Origin of the sequence: Sulfurospirillum halorespirans DSM 13726, assembly GCF_001723605.1 — a bacterium.
Classification (GTDB): domain Bacteria; phylum Campylobacterota; class Campylobacteria; order Campylobacterales; family Sulfurospirillaceae; genus Sulfurospirillum; species Sulfurospirillum halorespirans.
The window spans coordinates 2,409,681-2,428,153 of record NZ_CP017111.1 but is presented as its reverse complement, the minus strand read 5'-3'; the positions used below and the strand labels follow the sequence as shown (position 1 = coordinate 2,428,153).

Below are 18,473 nucleotides of genomic sequence, written 5' to 3'. Positions count from 1 at the left end.
ATGAGACATAAGCACGGATACAGAAAGCTTGGTCGTACTTCATCACACAGAGCGGCGTTGTTGAAGAACTTGGCTATAGCTGTCATTAAATATGAGAAAATCGAGACAACAGTTCCTAAAGCAAAAGAGCTTAGAGGATTTGTTGAAAAATTGATTACGCAAGCAGGAGTTGGTGGCGATCATGCTCACAAAACTGTTTTTGCTGCACTTCAAGATAAAGAGTGTACTAAAAAATTGGTTAATGAGATCGCACCTAAATATGTTGAGAGAAATGGTGGTTACACCCGTATTATAAAAACACGTATCAGAAAAGGCGATGCAGCGCCTATGGCGTTTTTAGAACTCGTCTAAATCTCACTTTTTTGCTTTGGGAGCGGCTTGCTCCCAAGCTTTTATGCGTTAAATTTTTTTTACCCTAAACACTTCTTTCCCCACTAAAAATTAAGTCACTTTTAACTCAAACTATTGTTAAATTAGATACTTTTGCTATAGGAGAATCTATGATACCATTTAGTGACGAAGAGTTGCTTCCCGTTGTCGAAAAATCACTTGAAAAAATTAAGCCAATGCTTGCATTAGACGGCGGTGGACTGACATTATTAGGCATAAAAAGCGGACGTGTTTTTGTTCAACTTCAAGGTGCCTGCCAAGGGTGCGCATCCAGTGGACAAACACTGAAATACGGCGTAGAACGCCAATTAAGAATTGATATTCATCCTGAGCTTGAAGTTGTAAATATTTTACCTGGGATGGAACATGAGTTTGAAGCAATTGGAGAGTAATGAACGCTTATATTACCAAAGGGATTGAAAAATTTTACACAAAAAATTTCCAAGAGGCAATGCTTCAGTTTGCATTAGCACTGAGTGTTGATCCTCAATCAAAAGAAGCTCGCATTGGAGCTATTTTATGCGATATGGCAACACAGAATGAAGAACAAGCCATGGCGCTTTTTGAGTATTATATTTTAACCAAAGAGAATGGTGCTGAAGATTGTGAAGAGGTGATGGAAGAGATCATTAACTCCGTGGAAGAACACAGTGAAAAAATAGCGCATTTGTTTAAAGAGAGTGATTTTGAAGCACGTATTAATGCAGAAAACGGCATTAAATATGAAGATTTTATGACACTGATTGAAGCGCGTGGTAGCTTTAAAGAGGCATTTGAAGACATTATGTTCTCCACCAAAGTCATCATCTCGAAAAAAGAGGATTTTGTTGACTTTTTAGCCAGACTGATTGAGAATGGTTTTATCGAAATGTCCCTGAATTATCTTGAGAGTGCCGTCACGCTTTTCCCGAACGATGAGCAGCTTTTATCGCTGATTAAAAAAGCACAAAAATAGAGAATCATCTTGAAAATAGAACTTCCAAATCATAATACATTTTTACATGTAACCGACAATTCAAACGAATGTGATGCCTCAAGCATCTTTGTTTTAACCAAACTGAACGCGATGTATGAGCAAAGTGCGCGTGATCATGGCTGCACTCACATCATCTCACCTAAAGCGTGCTTGGATCTGCTTGGTATCCGTGATGCGATTAAAATCATTGGCATTACGGGTACGAATGGTAAAACAACCACAGCGGCTGCTATTTACTCCATACTGCTTGATCTTGGCAAAAAAGTGGGTTTGCAAGGAACGCGAGGGTGTTTTATCAACGATCATCGCATCGAAGAGAAAAGCCTTACAACACCGCCCATTTTACAGACGATTCACAACCTCAAACTCGCCGTAGAAGCAGGCTGTGAGTATTTTGTGATGGAAGTAAGCTCGCATGCCATTGTGCAAAACCGCATCGATGGGATTGCTTTTGCTTTGAAGATTTTGACCAATGTCACGCAAGATCATCTCGATTTTCACAAAACGATTGATGAATATATTGCCGTAAAGAGTCGCTTTTTTGACGATGAGAGTTTGAAACTCATCAACAAAGATGAGAGCAAAATTCGTTTTAACCGCACGAACGCGATGAGTTATGGGATCGAACATCCTGCAACCTATAAAATTTTGGCGTATTCGCTCAAAGAGGGCATCAGTGCGGCGGTTGCGAAGATTGAAAAAGTGTATGAGTTTGAATCCCCCTTACATGGCTTTTTTAACCTCTACAACCTTCTTGCCGCGATCAGTGCCGTCGATATGTTAGGGGTTGCTCCCATGGAGTCTATCTGCGAAGCGTTAGAGCACTTTGGTGGCGTGGAAGGTCGTATGGAGGTCGTCAGTCAGGATCCTTTGGTGATCGTTGATTTTGCCCATACACCCGATGGCATGGAGAAGGTGCTTGATAGTATGAAAGAGCGCGACCTTGTCGTGGTTTTTGGAGCAGGAGGTGATAGAGATCGCACGAAACGCCCAAAAATGGGAGCGATGGCTCAGCGTTATGCTAAAAAAATTGTCGTAACCAGCGATAATCCACGCTCTGAAGATCCCCAAAGTATTATCACTGAAATTTTGGCAGGAATGAATCATCATGAATCTTTACATGTAGAAGTAGATCGCCACGAAGCGATTGAAAAAGCATTGAGGATGCAAGCTCCCAATGAAGTGCTTCTGATCCTTGGAAAAGGGGATGAAACGTATCAAGAGATCAAGGGTAAAAAATATCCTTTTGATGATCGTAGCGTCGTAAGAGAGCTTATCGCTCAATGGGCTAAGCAAAAATAGGGTAAAATAAACAAATTTCTTAATCCAGAAGAGGTATAAAAGCGATGACGCTTGAGATGCTATACAGCAAAATTCACAGAGCCACGGTTACAGATGCAAATTTGAACTATGTTGGTTCGATTACAATTGATAAAGAGTTAATAGAGGCTTCTAACCTTCATGTAGGGCAAAAAGTCGAAGTCGTGAACATTAACAATGGTGAGCGCTTTACCACCTATGTGATTGAGGGAAAAGCGGGCGGAAAAGATATTTGCCTAAACGGTGCGGCGGCTCGCAAAGCCCATATTGGCGATAAGATCATCATCATAGCCTACGCGCATATGAGTGAAGAAGAGCTCAAAACCTTTAAGCCAACGGTTGCTTTGGTGGATGAAAATAATACATTGGTCGAAGTGAGAGATTACATCTGATGTTTGAAAATTTTGATCTTTCAAAAGTGGGTGCGATGCTTGAAGAGGCGCAAAAGCAAGCTCAAAAAATGCACGAAGATGCAAGCAGTAAGCAATTTACCGCTAAAAGCGGCGGTGGAATGGTGAGTGTGAGCATGAATGGTAACGGTGAAGTTATTGATATAACGCTTGATGATTCACTGCTTGGGGACAAAGAGTCGTTGCAGATTTTACTGATCAGTGCGATGAACGATGTCTCCAAAATGGTAGAAGAGAATAAAAAACTAGCGACGACTCAGATGCTCTCCGGCATTGGGGGATTTGGCGCGAAAAATTAAGGAGTAGTATGTGAAACGTCTAGGACTCTTTCTTCTCTTAATAACCGGGGCTCTTTGTGCAGCCGATGTGCCAGCATCTACGCCAGCTCCTGCTTCCAAAGCAGAGTTTGTTTATCCCGATTTTTCACAATGTTATGAAAAAAACAGACACTCCATTGTCTCTTTTGGCTCAACGCGTGCTATTGCTATTAGTGAAAAACAAGCTGTTGCGTATTCCAAAGAGAAACCGAGTGTTCCGTATGTTCGGTTTGATTACTACTCCAATCTCTATCTGTTCGATTCTCCAAAACCTTTGGTGCCTGTAAAACTAAAGCCAACCAGTGAATTAAAGCTGGGTGAATGGCTTGTCAGTATGACCGATAACTCCCTCATCGCTGTTAATGCGTCTAAAATCGGAAACAGTGTCAATGAGCTCTTTGAATTTGGTGGCGTGGGCGAAGTGAGTACCCTCGTGGGTGGTCTTTGCTGTGAAATGTATGGCCTTGGTATTGGTGATAAATTTTTTATTGGCTCAGAAGCATTGAAGCTTTTCATCGAAGGTAAAACCGCTTCATTTCAAGAGTTAGGTGTACGTGTTGTGGATGGGAATGAGAGCGTCATTGTTGATTTTGTGGATTCCAATGTGAAAGAGGCGAAGCTCAAAATGGGCGATGTGATTACACGCTTGAATGGAAAATCTGTGAAAAACGTTGCCGAGTTTGCAGATGCCCTCAGAGGTCTTAAAGATTTGAGCAAAGTAAGTGCACAACTTCAGCGCAATAATGCTTGGATGGAAGAAAATTTACTAGCGCCTAAACCGCTTCCTAAAAAAGAGGAAGTAAAGAAAAAAGTGCCGATTCCTGAGGTTAAAAAAGAGAGTTATCTGCAGAGCAAGGGATTTAAGTTTGACACAAATCTTCGTATTAAAGAGATTGCGCGTGGCTCTTTTGCTGAACAAAGTGGTCTTAAAGTGGGAGATCGTTTAATGCAAGTGGAGCAACTTCCCATAGAGCGTGTTACTGAGGCAGATGCTTATTTGGCAAAAAATCGTAACCGCGAAGTGAGTCTTTTATTTGATCGTGATGATTTCCAATTTTTTGTAACATTGACGCGTTGAAAGGGATCTTTTGAGTTCTAAAGAGTTAATTGCAAAGTTTGAACTGTTTTTAAAAGCAAAACTCCCCGTTGTGGAGAGTTTTCACCCCCATTTTAACCAAGCATTGGGTGAAATGCTTGATGTTGGGGGAAAGCGATTTCGCCCCTTATTACTGCTCAGTGTGGTTGAAAGCTCTCAGCCTCTTTTGGTTGAAAATGCTTTACATGTAGCCCTTGGTTTGGAGATGATGCATACCTATTCGCTGATTCACGATGATCTACCGTGCATGGACGATGCAGCCCTTAGACGAGGGCACCCAACCTTACATGTAAGCTATGATGAAACCACTGCGGTGCTCATCGGAGATGCCCTCAACACCCACGCGTTTTATCTTTTAGCCAATGCTCCTCTCAGTGCTGAGATCAAGATAAAACTGGTCTCCATTTTGTCGAGCAATTCGGGAATTCATGGTATGGTTTTGGGTCAAGCCATTGACTGTTTTTTTGAAGATAAACGTTTGAATGTCGAAGAGTTGACATTTTTACACCTTCATAAAACAGCCAAACTTATTGCAGCGTCGCTGGTGATGGGGGCTGTGATCTGTGAATTGGATAAAACGATTCAAGAAGCACTCTATCAGTTTGGTCTAAAACTTGGGCTTTTGTTCCAAGTACAAGATGACATCATCGATGCAACGCTCTCAAGTGAAGAGGCTGGCAAACCTACGCACAATGACGGGCATAAAAACTCATTTGTCAATTTGCTAGGATTGGAATCGGCTCAAGAGGTGAAGCAAAAACTTCTTTTGGAATTGGATGGTGAATTAGAAAAGCTTGATGCAGCTTTGTCACACAGACTTAAAAGCATTGTAGAAGCATATTTTAAAGGATAGATATACGATGGAAAATAAAAAAATATTGAAAAAACAAGCCGATACGATCCGTTTTTTGGCAGCCGATATGGTGCAACGTGCGAACAGTGGACATCCAGGCGCTCCTATGGGTTTGGCAGACATCGTCACTATTTTAGCACGCCATATCACGCACAATCCTAAAAATCCAAAGTGGTTGAACCGTGACCGTTTGGTTTTCAGTGGAGGTCATGCTTCCGCACTCGTCTACTCTTTTTTACATTTAAGCGGTTATGATATTAGCTTAGAAGATTTACAAAACTTTAGACAACTTGGAAGTAAAACACCTGGTCACCCAGAGTACGGCGATGTTCCTGGTGTTGAAGTCACCACAGGCCCTCTTGGACAAGGTATTACCAATGCCGTGGGGTTTGCCATGGCTGCTAAATATGCTGCAACCGTCCTCAACCAACCCAAAGCAGAAGTGATTACCCATAAAGTCTACTGCTTGTGTGGCGATGGCGATTTACAAGAGGGCATTAGCTATGAAGCGTGTTCACTTGCGGGGCATCTTTCTTTAGATAATTTAGTCGTGATTTACGATAGCAATGCGATTACGATTGAGGGCGATACCTCCATTGCATGGAGCGAAGATGTGAAGCACCGCTTTGAAGCGCAAGGGTGGGAAGTTTCGCGCATTGATGGGCATGATTTTGATGAGATTAATGCGGTCCTAGAGCAATCGAAAGAGCAAACAAAGCCTTATTTGATTATCGCGGATACAACCATTGCAAAAGGTGCATGCCAGATGGAAGGAAGTCACCACGCCCATGGTGCCCCCTTAGGATGCGAAGAGATTAAAAACTCTAAAATCAAAGCAGGGTTTGATCCTGAAAAAAGTTTTAGTGTCGATGAAGATGTCTATGCGCGCTTTAGTTGCGCCCTTGAGAAAGGTGATTTGGCAGAGGCAAATTGGAATGCACGCGTGAAAAATGACCTGAGCAGTGATCAAAAAGCTCTTTTAGAAGCACTGTTAAATCCTGATTTTTCAAAAATTGAGTGGCCAAATTTTGAGAGTGATGTCGCAACACGCGATAGCAATGGAAAAATTCTCAACGCGATTGCACAAGCGATTCCAGGCTTTTTAGGCGGCAGTGCCGATCTTGGCCCTTCCAATAAAAGTGAGCTGACAGGACTTGGCGATTATCCACTTGGTCGTAACATTCACTTTGGTATTCGTGAACATGCGATGGGAGCGATCATCAACGCGTTTGCGTTGTACGGCTTGTTTATCCCTTTTGGAGCGACCTTTTTTATCTTTAGCGATTATATGAAACCCTCAGTGCGTTTAGCAGCACTCATGAAACTGAAAAATTTTTACATCTGGACGCACGACAGCATCGGTGTAGGCGAAGATGGCCCAACGCACCAGCCGATTGAACAACTGAGTCAATTTAGAGCGCTTCCAAACTTCTACGTTTACCGTCCATGCGATGGTAGAGAAAATGTGAAAGCATGGAAAAAGGCTCTCAGTATGCAAGCGCCTGCGGCATTTGTCTGCTCACGCCAAAAGCTTCGAGCACTTAAAGACGATCGCGCGCACGGCGATGTGGAAAATGGCGGTTATCTTTTAAAACGACGTGAAAACGCACAAGTTACCTTGATGGCAAGTGGAAGTGAAGTCTATCTTGCGTTGGAAGTGGCATGCTATCTTTCAATGTTTGGCATTCCAAGCAATATGGTCAGTGTGCCGTGTTTTGATCTTTTAAATGAGCAAGATGAGGCGTATATTCAAACGATCATTGAGCCACAAACCAAAGTCATTGCGATTGAAGCGGGGGCTGGGATTGAATGGTACCGCTATGCGGATAAAGTCATCTGTATGGAGCGTTTTGGTGCGAGTGGTCCAGCAGAACTTTTATTTGATAAATTTGGCTTTACCGCGCACAAAGCAACAAAGAGTGCGTGTGAATTTTTAGGGCTTGACTATGAAGCGCTTAAAGCTGAACTAGAACACGATAATGAAAAAAAACATTGTATTTGACCTTGATGGCACGCTTCTTGATACATTAGAAGACATTGCCATCAGTGCTAATTTTGCGCTTGTTTCGCTTGGATTTGAAGTTCAGGAACGTGAAAAATACCGCTATTTCGTAGGGGAGGGTGTTTTCAAACTGTTTGAAAACATCTTCGCCTCCAACCCTCAAACGCCTGAACGGATTCAAGAAGCCGTTTCGTTGTTTCAAAGCCATTATGCAAAGCAGTTCAATCAAAATACCACGCTTTATGATGGTATCAGTAAAATGCTCACCTTCTTGCAAAAACGAGGCTTTAAGATGGCGATACTCTCCAATAAACCAGACTCCTTCACCAAAATGTGTGCGATGAAATATTTGCGCGAATGGAAGTTTGACGTTGTTTTTGGTGCGCGCGAAGGCATTCCACGAAAGCCCCACCCCGAGGGCGCTTTAGAGATCTCTTCTCTTTTACATGTAAAGCCAAATGAGTGTTATTATTTGGGGGATACAATGATCGATATGCAAACCGCTAATAACGCTGGAATGATCGCTGTGGGTGCTTTGTGGGGATTTAGAGAAGAGGCGGAATTAAGAGCGCATGGGGCAAAATACCTTGTAAGAAACCCCAGCGATGTGATAAAACTTCTCGCTGAGGTTTAATACTTAAGACTTAAATTTTCCGAGTTCGTTATTGAGATTTTCTGTCATCGTGTGAAGATGCTCGGAGGCTTGAGAGACATTGTCGATGCTCGTGACATTCTCTTTTGAGATCACATTGATCTTCTCAATCTCTTCCACCATACCTTTAATCTGCGCTGCGGTATGCACAAAATTATCCACCGTTGCATGGGCATCTTCAATTGTTTTTTGAACCGTTGTATCAATTGTATTCATGCCATTTTGAAGCTCCATCGAGATGGCAGCAAGGGCGTTGACCTCGGTTGCGTTATGAGCGATGTCGGTGTTGGCGTCCATGATGGATTGCACCACGACGTTGATCGTTGCATCAATCTCCACCAAACTTTTTTGGGTACGTTCGGCGAGTTTTCGTACTTCATCGGCAACGACAGCAAAACCACGTCCATGTTCACCTGCACGTGCCGCTTCAATCGCCGCGTTGAGTGCAAGAAGATTGGTCTGATCGGCAATATCGCGGATGATGCTGAGCACCTCTTTGACCTCATTGGCATTGTGACTAACCGTATTGAGCCTATCTGCCAAGCTTTGCTCTTTAACCGCTGTTTCTTGCATCGTGCGCTCTAAATGCTCGGCTTGATTTTTAACAGTGTTGATATCTTGTTGTGTTTTACGCAGTGCTTCTTGTGAGGTGGTTGCTTTTTGAACCGATGCTTCAATGGCGTTGGTAAGGGCAATGCCGCTCTCTTTGGTTTTGCTGACGATTTTTGCTTCGGCATCCACATTGCGTACCACTTCAGAGGCTGTACGAGAAAGCTCTTCAGAGATGGAAGCATTTTCATTGCTAATCTCTTTGGATTTTTTCACAATATCGTGTAGTTTTTCAATAAAACGATTAATGTTGCCTGACACTTGCCCAAACTCATCGTGGCTGTTAGCTTCAAGCCTTTGTCTGAGATCGCCTTCTGAACTGGAGAGGTCTTTGACCACATTATTGAGTCGTTCAAGTGGTTGAAGAAGCATTTTAATTAGATATGCCATAATCGCAATAGAGAGAACAAGCATAATCAGACCCATGACAAAAAGCTCTTTAATTTGGCTATTAAGAAAGGCATACGCGGTCTCTTTATCAAATGCGATGCCTGGAATCCAGTTGGTCTCTTCAGAAGCTTTAAAGGCAAAAAGTTTATTTTCTCCATCTTGTGTATATTCAATCAAACCTTCTGGTTGACCGGTAAGATAAGGTTTGAGATTTGATTCTTTGCCCAAGCGATCGGCTTTGGGATGGGCAATAATGGTCTTTTTAGTATCCAAAAGCATTCCATAGCCACCGTTTATTTTAACATCACTCACCGCTTTGACAACACGGCTTAAGTCAAACATGGTCGCAACTGCACCAATAATTTTCCCATTTTTGACAATCGGTGCTGTTACTGCAATTAGATTGATAGGTTCCGCCGAACCTATATAAATATCGGTTACACTCACTTTTTGCGTTGCCATAGCAAGGGTATACCATGGACGTTTTCGAGGATCAACTTTAGGCGTAGTATTGGTACCATAAATCATGACACCACTTGTTTCAAACCCTAAAAAGCTGTCTTTTCCACCCGTTGTTTTCGTAGTTTCTTTCAAAATTGTCTTGATCTGTTCTTCACTCATCTCTTCCATATCACTCAGCATTCTAGCCGAACTACTCAGAATATTTTTTTGCCCTAATATCCAAAGATCAATATAATCGGTAAGTGAGCTTGATGCCATCTTGAGATTTGCCTCAACTTGCGTAATGCTGTTTTTCTTGGTATCGATATAGCTTACTACGCCAAATGCGCTAAGACTGATACAGATAAGAAGAGCGATAATTAGGGTTACTTTTGTTTTGAATTGCATCAAGAACTCCTTTGTGTGAGAGAGTGTTTACATGTAAAATACTTAAAGTGTATTTTCAATATTAATTTTTAATTATAGCGTCTCTTTTGTGACGAAAACGAGACTTTAATAGGATAATAGTCATTTTTTTGCTGAAATAGGAGGATTATAGCCTCTTGGGATTACGGATATGTTACTAAAATGTCAAACGAACGTCCAAAGACAAAGCGTGATTGGACGTTTATATAATAGACTTCTTGCAAAATTTATTTTGCAAGAAGAAAAGCACCAAAGGTGCGTGGGCTTTCTGCCGAAGATTACCCAGTGTTAACGTAGTTTTTGAAGCTTGGCTTTGAAAACGTGTCAAGAGTTCTGTAAGAACTCTAATGAGATTAAGACTTAAATTTTCCCAGCTCATTGTTGAGGTTTTCCGTCATTACATGTAAATGTTCGGATGCTTTAGAAACGTTGTCAATGCTTCCAACATTCTCTTTCGAGATTACATTGATCTGCTCAATCTCTTCAACAATTTTTTTAATCTTCGTTGAGGTCTCAATAAAGTCATTGACGGTATAGTTGGAGGCATCAATCGTCGCGTGAATGATGTTCGCCACATTGTTCATCCCTTTTTGAAGGTCTGCTGTAATAGACGCTAAGGCTTGTACCTCTTGGACATTTTGAGTGATGTCATTATTGGCATCCATGATGGATTGTACCACAACATTGATCGTCGCATCGATCTCAACCAGCCCTTTTTGGGTACGTTCGGCTAGTTTTCGTACTTCATCGGCAACAACGGCAAACCCTCGTCCATGCTCTCCCGCACGTGCCGCTTCTATCGCCGCATTAAGTGCTAAAAGATTGGTTTGATCGGCAATATCGCGAATGACGCCTAAGACATCTTTCACTTCATTGGCATTGTGGCTGACGTTATCAAGTCTTTGGGCTAAACTCTGCTCTTTAATCGCGGTGGCTTGCATCGTGGATTCCAGTTGTTCAACTTTGCTTTTGACTTCGACGATGTCATGTTGCGTTTGACTCAGTGCTTCTTGGGAATTTTTAGCTTTGATCACCGAGGTTTCAAGACTTTTTACCAGAGCGATTCCCTCTTCTTTGGTCGTTTCCACAATCTTGGATTCGGAACCAACATTTTTCACAACCTCTGCGGCAGTCCGTGAGAGCTCTTCAGAGATCGAAGCATTTTCATTACTGATGCTTTTGGATTTTTTTACGATTTCATGCAGTTTTTCGATAAATATATTGATATTGCCTGAAACTTGCGCAAACTCATCTTTGGAAGAGGCTTCCAGTCTCTGCCTTAGATCTCCCTCGCTACTGGAGAGCTCTTTAACCACGGCATTCAAGTTATCCAGTGGTTTTAAAAGGGTTTTGATAAAAAAGATCATCAGTGCAATCGAAAGGGCTAACATCACCACGCCTGCGATAAACAGCTCACTCATCTGTTTCGTTAAGAAGCTGTAGGCGACCTCTTTATCAAAGGTGATGCCCGGCGTCCATCCTGCCTCTTTTGAAACGTGGTAAGCAAAAATCTTATGAATACCACCCAGTTCATACTCCACAAGATCTTCTGCTTTTCCCAATTGGGAAGCAAAGGTGGACTCTTTTCCCAGCTTTTCTTTATCGGGGTGGACAATGTAGCTGTTTTTACTGTCCAGCAACATGCCATACCCACCGTTGAAATTAACATCATTGATAGTTTTCACCAAGGTATCGAGCGTAATGTCGATTCCAAAAACGCCGATAAAGCTCTTTTCGCGATAAATGGGTGCCATAATGGTAATCATCTGTACCTTGGATGTGGAGCCAATGTAGACATCGGTGATCCCAAGTTTTCCACTCTCTTTGGCTTGTTTGTACCAAGGTCTCTGCCTTGGGTCATACTCTTTGGGTTGTTTTTTATCGCTTCCCCACGTCATAGCACCATCTTCCAATCCCACATACGAGTCAAAGGCTCCTAGCATTTTAGTGGTTTCAGAGAGTTTATCCGTCAGATCGGCGGGGGTTAAAAGATCAACATCTTTGAGAGAACGCGCCATACTTTCCGCGGCACTTTTTTTCGTAGACAACCATAAGTCAATATAATCGCTCAACGATTTGGATGCCATTTGCAGGCTATTTTCGACCTGTATGGTGCTGTTTTTCTTTGTATCGATATAACTAAAAAGGCTAAAGATACTTAAGCTAAAAAGCATACACAGTGAAATGATGAGAATAATTTTGGCTTTAAACGACACAGAAAACTCCTTGAAGTGTCAGATAGTATGGTATAAAATCAAACACATTATAACAGTCTTTATTGAGAAGAGAAATCAGATTACTGTATAAGTTTAAGGCACTAAAACGATTTTTAAACGACTTTTTACATGTAAAGGCGATGCAGGGAAAGAGGGTGCACCACTATTAAAAGCACTAAAAGTGCATGGGCATTCCGCCAAGGAAAACCCAGTGTTAGCGTAGCTTTCAGAGCTTTGCTTTAAAAGCGTGTGTAGAGTTCTGCGAGAACTCTACTAAAGAAACAACAAGCAAGATTTTGTTACAATGGTTCCTAAAACTATACACAATGAGGATCTCGTATGTTACTTTTGACACCAGGACCGACTCCCGTTCCTGAAGCGGTTCGTATGGCGATGAGCACACCCACTATTCACCATAGAACACCTGAATTTGAGGCTATTTTTGGAAAAGCAAGAGGTTATTTAAGCACGCTTTTTAATATGGAAGAAGTTTTAATGCTTGCATCAAGCGGAACAGGAGCGATGGAAGCCTGCGTGCTTCATTTGTGTCAAAGCAAAGCAATTGTTGTCAATTCGGGAAAATTTGGCGAGCGTTTTGGCAAAATTTGTGCTGCCTACAACAAACCGTTTGTCGAAATTAAAAATGAGTGGGACACACCTGTAAGTGTCGATGCGATTGTAGAGCTGGTCAAAAACGATGCCAGTATTGACGCGGTGTGTATGCAAGTCTGCGAGAGTGCAGGCGGACTTCGTCATCCGGTTGAAGAAGTTGCCAAAGCAGTCAAAGCGATTCGTCCTAACATCATGGTGATTGCCGATGGCATTACAGCAGTAGGTGTCGAAAAGGTCGATACGACGAATGTTGATGCCTTGATTTCTGGCAGTCAAAAAGCGTTGATGCTTCCTCCAGGACTTGCGTTTATTGGGTTGAATGCCAAAGCGTTAGAAATTATCGAAAACGGAGGGGTTGGGTATTACTTCAACCTTAAAACGGAACTTAAAAATCAACGCAAAAACACCACGGCATGGACGGCAGCAACTACGCTTGTTATCGGTCTTGTGGCAATGTTTGAACTGATTGATGCTGAGGGTGGCTTGGAGAAACTTTATGCCGATACAGCAAAAAGAGCCGATGCGACCAATAAAGCATTGCAAGCGTTGGGACTTCACATCTATCCTAAAGTGCCAGCAAAAGCGATGAGTGCGGTGTTGCATGATGATGCGAGCCAAATCCGTAAGCTTTTGAAAACCAAGTACGGTGTTAATATGGCAGGCGGACAAGATCACATCAAAGATACCCTCTTTCGAATCAACCATATGGGATTGATCAACGTTTACGAGACAGCTTGGACGCTCAATGCGGTGGAGCTTGCACTTGCGGAACTAGGAAAGCGTGCGTATGATGGTACTGCCAATCGGGTCTTTTCCCAAGAATTTTACCAAGGTTAATGATGATTTATGAGCATGAGATACCCACAGGAAGCAAGCTTTATTTTGGAAAAAGTGCCAAGCTAAAGCGTCAGCTTGAAACAGTGGCAAGTGAACTCTTTTATGAAGCGGGATTTGAAGAGATTGTGACGCCTTATTTTTCCTATCATCAGCACCAAAATATTGATGCTAAGGAGTTGCTCCGTTTTTCAGATGAGCAAAACCATATTATCTCTCTAAGGGCCGATAGTACGATGGATGTGGTTCGCTTAAGTACGAAGCGTGTGGATAGAACGACGAATCACTCCAAATGGTTTTACATTCAACCGGTGTTTCGCTACCCAAGCCATGAAGTGCATCAAATTGGCGCAGAGCTCATTGGTGAGGAAGATTTGGCGTTGAGTATTGCCACGAGTTTGTCTATTTTTGAAAAATTTGGGCTTAAACCGCTTTTACATGTAAGCAATATTAACATTCCAAAGATTCTCTCTGAAATGCTGGGTTTAGATCTTAAAATCTTTGAAAAAGGGGAGCTTCAAAAGCTTTTAGCACTGGATATTCCATGGCTTACGAAGTTGACGTGCTTGCAAACCTTAGCGGAGCTTGAAGCTGTGATACAAGAAGTTCCTGATGTTTTAAAAGGCGAACTTGAAAAGCTTAAAGCGCTCTCAGTTCATATTGCATACGATAATGTTGTTTTTGCACCGCTTTACTATGTAAAAATGCGCTATTATAATGCGCTGTTTTTTAGATTTATCTATAAAAACTACACACTAGGCTCGGGTGGAAGTTACGATTGTGAGGGCATTGGCTCAAGCGGTTTTGGACTTTACACCGATGATTTGATCGAAATATTAATTAAAAGAGATGGACACTAAAATGAAAGCGGATATGATTGTTGGGATTCAGTGGGGCGATGAGGGAAAAGGGAAGATTGTTGATCTTATGGCACAACATTACGATGTCGTGTGCCGCTACCAAGGCGGACACAATGCCGGTCACACGATCTGGGTTGATGGCGTACGTTACGCGCTTCACTTAATTCCCTCTGGTATTTTAAATCCCAAAGCACTCAATGTCATTGGCAATGGCGTCGTCGTTTGTCCTGAAGCACTCATTAAAGAGATGGCACAGTTTGATAAACTGGAAGGTCGTCTGTTTGTGAGTGACAAAGCGCATATGATTTTAAATCACCACATTTTGATTGATCAAGCCAAAGAGAAACTACGAGGTGCTAAAGCCATTGGTACAACAGGTCGGGGCATTGGACCAAGTTATGGTAGCAAAATTGAGCGTAGTGGACACCGTTTGGGAGAGCTTCGCGATACCGAAAAACTCACCCTTGCTTTGGTTGAATTTTACGATGAAAACCGAGCGCTTTTCAGTGCCCTTGGCATCGTAACGCCCAATTATGAGACGCTTAAAAAAGAGTTAGATGGCTATGCGAAAGTACTTTTACCGTTCTTAACAGACACAACCCATATGATTTGGACATGTCTGGATGAGAATAAAAAAGTGTTGTTAGAGGGTGCTCAAGGTACGATGCTTGATATTGACCATGGAACCTATCCGTTTGTAACGAGTTCAAACACGATCAGTGCAGGTGCGTGTGTTGGTTTGGGACTCAATCCTAAAGATATTGGCAAAGTGACGGGCATTGTTAAAGCGTACTGTACACGTGTGGGAAATGGGCCTTTCCCAACAGAAGATTTTGGAGCCGAGGGTGATCAATTGCGCGAAAAAGGGCATGAATATGGTACGTCTACAGGGCGTGCGCGCCGTTGCGGTTGGTTTGACGCGGTGGCATGTCGTTATGCCAGTCGCATCAACGGCTGTGATGATCTTGCCATTATGAAACTCGATGTGTTAGATGGATTTGAGAGTATCAAAGTGTGCGTCGCCTATGAAGTCAATGGAAAAAGAGTTGAAACCTTGCCTGAGGATTTGGAGAATCTTAAACCGATTTATGAAGAGCTTCCAGGTTGGGAGAGTGTTGTGGGATGTCGTAAGTTTGAAGATCTCCCTGAAACGGCTAAAACCTATCTCAAACGCCTTGAAGTTTTAACGGGAACCAAAATAGGACTTATCTCCACAAGTCCCGATAGAAACGATACAATTATACTTTAAGAAGAGCGCGAAGCTCTTCTTCACTGATTTACATGTAAAGGTGATAATGGATGAAAAGTCAGTTCTCAAAGATCGCTAAAATTCGTAAACAAAAGCGCGATACGATTGAGAAAGAGCTGATGAAAAGCCAAAATAAAGAGCGTATGCTTTCCCATAAAATCACGACGCTGTATGAAGATATTGCTGCTGTGCAGATGCCAAAAGAGGGGCTAGTTACCATGCTTTTGATGGTCAATGAGCAAAAAAATATCTTAAGTCGTGAAAAAAAACGGTGTGAGCAAGAGCTTTACACCGTTCAGCGCGCAACGAAAAAACTTCAAATCGAATACCAAAAAGCGCACGTTGAATATGAAAAAATTAAATACCTCGAAGAGCAAGAGTTGCAAGCGTTAATGGATAAAATCAAACGTGAAGAACAGCTCTATTTGGATGAAATATCAACGATGTTGTTTGCAGGTCAACTCACTAAAAAAGGTCACGAATGAAGCATGTGTGGATCGTGTTGGTAACAACGATGTTAGGGGCAGAGACGATTGATTGCACACAAATTTTTGAGAATCGAAAAGTGGAATTACTGCACGAAGTAGAGAAGATTGATGAGGCGCGCCAATCGTTTGAAGCCTTGCAAGCTGCCACGAATGCACTGTTTGAAAAACAAAAAAGTGCGCTTAAAGAAAAAGAGAGTGCACTCGCAAAAACCAAAGAGCAGATCGACGCCAAAGAGAAACAGATCGCTTTAATGTTGGAAGAGAATAAAAAGCTTTTAGAGCAGGTAGAAGCAAAGAAAAATGATAAGTTGGATGAAACCTACATCAAGATGAAAGACGCTGCGGCTGCGGCGATTGTCGAGAAGCTTCCTGTGCATGAGGGAGCTGCAATTATGTTTGGACTGCCGGCGAAAAAAGTCTCACAAATTCTGGCAAAGATGAATCCTCAAATTGCCTCAGAAATTACACAACAGCTTAAAAAAGGGCCTCCTTTTGTAGAGAACAACCAAACAAAAGAGTGACAAAACCTGCCTTGATCTTTCTCTAAACAGATATTTACCTTACGTTTGATACAATATGTCAAAATTCAGAAGTAAGGTTTATGGATGAAAATCAGATTGCCTCATGCCCCTTATATTGCCAATAAAATAGCGATCGATATTTTAAATTGTGGTTTTGTTACCATGCTTAAGGGCTTAGAGCCTATTGTAAAAGTCGCAGAGGATTTGATTGTTGCCGATATTAAACAAGAGACTGCGCTTGAAGAGCGTGTAACAGAGATTTTAGACCAAAATGAAGATGAGATGGAGTTTCAAAGGGTTGACCGCAGAAGTATGTTTTGGTTGATCAAGAAAAAACTAGCCCATGAGTTTGGTGTTATTTTGTCGTACGAAGATCGATACAACGAAATTGCCCATAAAATTTTAGAGATCAGTTGGAAAACAGGATTAATTGAGTACAACGTGACAGAAAACCGCGTTAAAAACGTTGTGTATACGGCGATTGAGACCTATGTTGCCAATTTTCAAGGTATTGAAGATGATGTGGCGGAGAAAATTTCCAATTATAAACGAAAATTAGTGCCAGGCTCTGAAGAGTATGATCTGATTTTTGAAAAGCTCTATGAAGAAGAACTCAGAAGAAGAGGGATGTTAGTATGATGTTAAAACCTGTATGGATTTATCTTGAAAATGGCGTTTTCTTAGAAGCAAAAAGTTTTGGCTTTGAAGGTTCAAAAACAGGCGAGATCGTTTTTAATACCTCTATGAGCGGTTATCAAGAGATTATGAGTGATCCAAGTTATGCGGGACAATTCGTTGTTTTTACGATGCCTGAGATTGGCATTGTTGGCTGTAATGAAAATGATATGGAAAGTTCGACGATTTATGCGAGTGGTATGTTGGTGCGAAGCCTCAATGAGACACCTTCAAACTTTCGCTCACATGAGACATTGCCTGAGTTTTTGAAAGAATATAAGAGCATGGGTATTTGCGACATTGATACACGCTATTTGACTAAAATGATTCGCGATTCTGGGCCTAAGATGATGATCGCTTCGACAGAAGTGAGTGATCTTGCAACACTCAAAGCGATGCTTGAAAAAAGTCCTCGCATCGAAGATGTGAACTATATTGAAAAAGTAAGCACGCCAAAATCCTATTTACATGTAAACGGTGTTTGGAACCCAGAAGCACAAACGTATAATGCCACGCCAAAGCGCATTGGTAAGAAAATCTTAGCCGTTGATCTGGGTATTAAGCGCAATATTTTAAATGAACTTTGTGAAGTCGGACTCGATGTTGAGGTTGTACCGCATGATTTTAGTGCAGACGATGTGATCGCTCGCTATAAAAAAGGTGACATTCACGGACTCTTTTTATCCAATGGTCCTGGCGATCCACTGATTTTGAAAAATGAAGCAGCAGAGATTAGCAAATTGATTGAGGCGAAAGTGCCTATTTTTGCCATTTGTTTGGGACATCAATTGCTCTCCATTGCGCATGGTTATCCTACGTATAAACTCAAATTTGGGCAACACGGTGGCAACCATCCGGTTAAAAATATGAAAAACAATGTGGTTGAAATTACCACGCAAAACCACAATTACAATGTACCTGATACCATCTGTAAGGTTGCTCGCATTACGCATGTCAATCTTTTTGACAATACGATTGAAGGTCTTGAATACCATGATTCTCCGATCTTTTCTGTGCAGCATCACCCCGAAGCGAGCTCAGGGCCACACGAGAGTAAATACATTTTCCAAGAGTTTGCCAACAGACTCTAAACCAACTCACTGGGCGTACTTTTTATCATTACATGTAAGCATACA

19 protein-coding genes are annotated in these 18,473 nt (G+C 41.9%); 17 read left to right on the top strand and 2 right to left on the bottom strand.

Annotated elements, in window-relative coordinates; all coding sequences use genetic code 11:
• The 10 genes from rplQ to SHALO_RS12050 all read left to right on the top strand — a co-directional run bounded on the left by rplQ (position 1) and on the right by SHALO_RS12050 (position 7,998).
• Complete coding sequence (gene rplQ, locus SHALO_RS12095) at positions 1-351, top strand: 50S ribosomal protein L17 (protein ID WP_025345758.1); 351 nt, start codon at positions 1-3, stop codon at positions 349-351.
• A gap of 149 nt (positions 352-500) precedes the next feature.
• Positions 501-782: a NifU family protein gene (locus tag SHALO_RS12090; RefSeq protein ID WP_025345757.1), complete on the top strand. Its 282-nt coding sequence runs from the start codon at positions 501-503 to the stop codon at positions 780-782.
• Positions 782-1,345 carry a tetratricopeptide repeat protein gene (locus tag SHALO_RS12085; RefSeq protein ID WP_025345756.1) on the top strand — a complete coding sequence of 188 codons (564 nt, stop codon included), beginning with the start codon at positions 782-784 and terminating at the stop codon, positions 1,343-1,345. Before SHALO_RS12090 ends, SHALO_RS12085 begins: the two co-directional genes overlap by 1 nt.
• 9 nt (positions 1,346-1,354) lie before the next feature.
• Positions 1,355-2,668: a UDP-N-acetylmuramoyl-L-alanyl-D-glutamate--2,6-diaminopimelate ligase gene (locus tag SHALO_RS12080; protein WP_069478754.1), complete on the top strand. Its 1,314-nt coding sequence runs from the start codon at positions 1,355-1,357 to the stop codon at positions 2,666-2,668.
• A 44-nt stretch (positions 2,669-2,712) separates the two neighbouring features.
• A complete protein-coding gene (gene panD, locus SHALO_RS12075) occupies positions 2,713-3,078 on the top strand; it encodes an aspartate 1-decarboxylase (protein ID WP_069478753.1) in 366 nt (121 codons plus the stop codon).
• On the top strand, positions 3,078-3,395 hold the full coding sequence (locus SHALO_RS12070) for a YbaB/EbfC family nucleoid-associated protein (RefSeq protein WP_025345753.1): 318 nt from the start codon (positions 3,078-3,080) through the stop codon (positions 3,393-3,395). Before panD ends, SHALO_RS12070 begins: the two co-directional genes overlap by 1 nt.
• Before the next feature lie 10 nt (positions 3,396-3,405).
• Positions 3,406-4,491 (top strand): DUF7488 domain-containing protein, encoded by a 1,086-nt coding sequence (locus tag SHALO_RS12065; RefSeq protein WP_069478752.1) that lies wholly within the window; start codon positions 3,406-3,408, stop codon positions 4,489-4,491.
• A gap of 10 nt (positions 4,492-4,501) precedes the next feature.
• On the top strand, positions 4,502-5,362 hold the full coding sequence (locus SHALO_RS12060) for a polyprenyl synthetase family protein (RefSeq protein WP_069478751.1): 861 nt from the start codon (positions 4,502-4,504) through the stop codon (positions 5,360-5,362).
• Positions 5,363-5,369: 7 nt separating this feature from the next.
• Positions 5,370-7,364 (top strand): transketolase, encoded by a 1,995-nt coding sequence (gene tkt / locus SHALO_RS12055; RefSeq protein ID WP_069478750.1) that lies wholly within the window; start codon positions 5,370-5,372, stop codon positions 7,362-7,364.
• Positions 7,342-7,998 carry an HAD family hydrolase gene (locus SHALO_RS12050; RefSeq protein ID WP_069478749.1) on the top strand — a complete coding sequence of 219 codons (657 nt, stop codon included), beginning with the start codon at positions 7,342-7,344 and terminating at the stop codon, positions 7,996-7,998. The genes tkt and SHALO_RS12050 overlap by 23 nt, the downstream gene beginning before the upstream one ends.
• A gap of 3 nt (positions 7,999-8,001) precedes the next feature.
• Here the strand turns inward: SHALO_RS12050 and SHALO_RS12045 are convergent, their stop codons facing one another.
• Together SHALO_RS12045 and SHALO_RS12040 are read right to left on the bottom strand one after the other, a co-directional pair.
• Positions 8,002-9,864 (bottom strand): methyl-accepting chemotaxis protein, encoded by a 1,863-nt coding sequence (locus tag SHALO_RS12045; RefSeq protein WP_069478748.1) that lies wholly within the window; start codon positions 9,862-9,864, stop codon positions 8,002-8,004.
• 371 nt (positions 9,865-10,235) lie between these two features.
• Positions 10,236-12,098 (bottom strand): methyl-accepting chemotaxis protein, encoded by a 1,863-nt coding sequence (locus SHALO_RS12040; protein WP_069478747.1) that lies wholly within the window; start codon positions 12,096-12,098, stop codon positions 10,236-10,238.
• 339 nt (positions 12,099-12,437) lie between these two features.
• On the opposite strand from SHALO_RS12040, the gene SHALO_RS12035 reads away from it, so the two are divergent.
• The 7 genes from SHALO_RS12035 to carA all read left to right on the top strand — a co-directional run bounded on the left by SHALO_RS12035 (position 12,438) and on the right by carA (position 18,428).
• On the top strand, positions 12,438-13,547 hold the full coding sequence (locus tag SHALO_RS12035; protein WP_069478746.1) for a pyridoxal-phosphate-dependent aminotransferase family protein: 1,110 nt from the start codon (positions 12,438-12,440) through the stop codon (positions 13,545-13,547).
• Between the two features lie 2 nt (positions 13,548-13,549).
• The gene (locus SHALO_RS12030) at positions 13,550-14,404 is read left to right on the top strand and encodes an ATP phosphoribosyltransferase regulatory subunit (RefSeq protein WP_069478745.1); all 855 of its coding nucleotides are present in this window, start codon (positions 13,550-13,552) and stop codon (positions 14,402-14,404) included.
• Between the two features lies 1 nt (position 14,405).
• Complete coding sequence (locus SHALO_RS12025; protein WP_069478744.1) at positions 14,406-15,653, top strand: adenylosuccinate synthase; 1,248 nt, start codon at positions 14,406-14,408, stop codon at positions 15,651-15,653.
• 50 nt (positions 15,654-15,703) lie between these two features.
• Positions 15,704-16,138, top strand: a complete 435-nt coding sequence (locus SHALO_RS12020; RefSeq protein ID WP_025345745.1) for a flagellar export protein FliJ — start codon at positions 15,704-15,706, stop codon at positions 16,136-16,138.
• The gene (locus tag SHALO_RS12015) at positions 16,135-16,662 is read left to right on the top strand and encodes a MotE family protein (protein ID WP_069478743.1); all 528 of its coding nucleotides are present in this window, start codon (positions 16,135-16,137) and stop codon (positions 16,660-16,662) included. Before SHALO_RS12020 ends, SHALO_RS12015 begins: the two co-directional genes overlap by 4 nt.
• Before the next feature lie 84 nt (positions 16,663-16,746).
• The gene (locus tag SHALO_RS12010) at positions 16,747-17,301 is read left to right on the top strand and encodes a DUF507 family protein (protein ID WP_025345743.1); all 555 of its coding nucleotides are present in this window, start codon (positions 16,747-16,749) and stop codon (positions 17,299-17,301) included.
• Entirely contained in the window at positions 17,298-18,428 is a 1,131-nt protein-coding gene (gene carA, locus SHALO_RS12005) for a glutamine-hydrolyzing carbamoyl-phosphate synthase small subunit (RefSeq protein ID WP_069478742.1), read from the top strand. Before SHALO_RS12010 ends, carA begins: the two co-directional genes overlap by 4 nt.
• The last annotated feature ends 45 nt before the right edge of the window (positions 18,429-18,473 follow it).

Coding starts and splice junctions, on each gene's coding strand:
- rplQ (WP_025345758.1), top strand. CDS start 1: ATGAGACATAAGCACGGATACAGAAAGCTTGGTCGTACTTCATCACAC.
- SHALO_RS12090 (WP_025345757.1), top strand. CDS start 501: ATGATACCATTTAGTGACGAAGAGTTGCTTCCCGTTGTCGAAAAATCA.
- SHALO_RS12085 (WP_025345756.1), top strand. CDS start 782: ATGAACGCTTATATTACCAAAGGGATTGAAAAATTTTACACAAAAAAT.
- panD (WP_069478753.1), top strand. CDS start 2,713: ATGACGCTTGAGATGCTATACAGCAAAATTCACAGAGCCACGGTTACA.
- SHALO_RS12070 (WP_025345753.1), top strand. CDS start 3,078: ATGTTTGAAAATTTTGATCTTTCAAAAGTGGGTGCGATGCTTGAAGAG.
- tkt (WP_069478750.1), top strand. CDS start 5,370: ATGGAAAATAAAAAAATATTGAAAAAACAAGCCGATACGATCCGTTTT.
- SHALO_RS12050 (WP_069478749.1), top strand. CDS start 7,342: ATGAAAAAAAACATTGTATTTGACCTTGATGGCACGCTTCTTGATACA.
- SHALO_RS12045 (WP_069478748.1), bottom strand. CDS start 9,864: ATGCAATTCAAAACAAAAGTAACCCTAATTATCGCTCTTCTTATCTGT.
- SHALO_RS12035 (WP_069478746.1), top strand. CDS start 12,438: ATGTTACTTTTGACACCAGGACCGACTCCCGTTCCTGAAGCGGTTCGT.
- SHALO_RS12030 (WP_069478745.1), top strand. CDS start 13,550: ATGATTTATGAGCATGAGATACCCACAGGAAGCAAGCTTTATTTTGGA.
- SHALO_RS12025 (WP_069478744.1), top strand. CDS start 14,406: ATGAAAGCGGATATGATTGTTGGGATTCAGTGGGGCGATGAGGGAAAA.
- SHALO_RS12020 (WP_025345745.1), top strand. CDS start 15,704: ATGAAAAGTCAGTTCTCAAAGATCGCTAAAATTCGTAAACAAAAGCGC.
- SHALO_RS12015 (WP_069478743.1), top strand. CDS start 16,135: ATGAAGCATGTGTGGATCGTGTTGGTAACAACGATGTTAGGGGCAGAG.
- SHALO_RS12010 (WP_025345743.1), top strand. CDS start 16,747: ATGAAAATCAGATTGCCTCATGCCCCTTATATTGCCAATAAAATAGCG.
- carA (WP_069478742.1), top strand. CDS start 17,298: ATGATGTTAAAACCTGTATGGATTTATCTTGAAAATGGCGTTTTCTTA.